At 50.1% G+C, this 828-nt stretch carries 2 pseudogenes; both read right to left on the bottom strand.

From position 1 onward, the window contains the following. Window positions 1–444 (bottom strand): annotated as a pseudogene (locus tag DM374_RS33385) (DUF6708 domain-containing protein); the annotation flags it as partial. A 94-nt stretch (window positions 445–538) separates the two neighbouring features. Beyond that, window positions 539–828: pseudogene (locus tag DM374_RS32595) on the bottom strand (DUF6708 domain-containing protein); the annotation flags it as partial.

Below are 828 nucleotides of genomic sequence, written 5' to 3'. Positions count from 1 at the left end.
AGACTCCAAGCGAATAAAACGAAGTGTATATTTCAAAAAGATAACGAGCACTAGCAGCCAAAATATTGGAAACGTCACGAGGAAAAAGTAGTCAGTGGTTTCTAGCAGTTCACCGTTATGGCGGTGGCCAGAAAGTATTCTTTTTGCTGCCAAGTATAAGGTCCCAATAAGACCTTGAAATATCACGCCGTATATGCCTAGGGAAAATATACTAACTATTCCCCGTTTCTCGTCATTTGGTGTTCGAAGGTCAATATATGTGTCGTTGTGTGCGTACAGGGATGAGTTGTCGTAGGCCCAGTCTGAAGCCGACTCTCCCACTCCCTCCGGCGCATTAAACTCTTCTTGTCCCGGTTGGCGCTTTTGATTAAGGGCGCTTTCCGTGGCCTCTTCATAAGTTATCAGCGTTTTTGACCATTCAAAGCCTCGTTCCAGAAAATACATCAGAGCGTGCCTTCTATTGAGCGCTGCATGAGTTCAATTTACTTTTCTTCGGTATCGACAGCCAATATTCGAGAAGTGACTTCGCCTATGCGGATCAGCGGCCGGCCTCCTCGATGACCTTCGGAAACCGTGGCTCGTAGCACAACAACAAGGACAACCAGTGGCCAGTGGCATGGATCAGGATGACAGGCCATAGCAGCAGGTTGAGCAGTACGAAAATGCGCAGTTCGTGTTGGCGCAGAAAGCTGGTGTCCAGTCCCCAGGCAGCTTTGAGCGAGAGCCATGGCCAGGGAAACTTGCAGATGAGTTTTTCCGGCGCTGGGGCGGCGGCGGGTCCGTCTTCCATGTAGCGGCGGATGTATTCCCAGAAGGCCAGCAGTTCGG

The organism is Pseudomonas huaxiensis, from assembly GCF_003231275.1.
Taxonomy (GTDB): domain Bacteria; phylum Pseudomonadota; class Gammaproteobacteria; order Pseudomonadales; family Pseudomonadaceae; genus Aquipseudomonas; species Aquipseudomonas huaxiensis.
The sequence above is the reverse complement of the archived record's forward strand: the minus strand, read 5'-3'. Positions and strand labels throughout refer to the sequence as shown.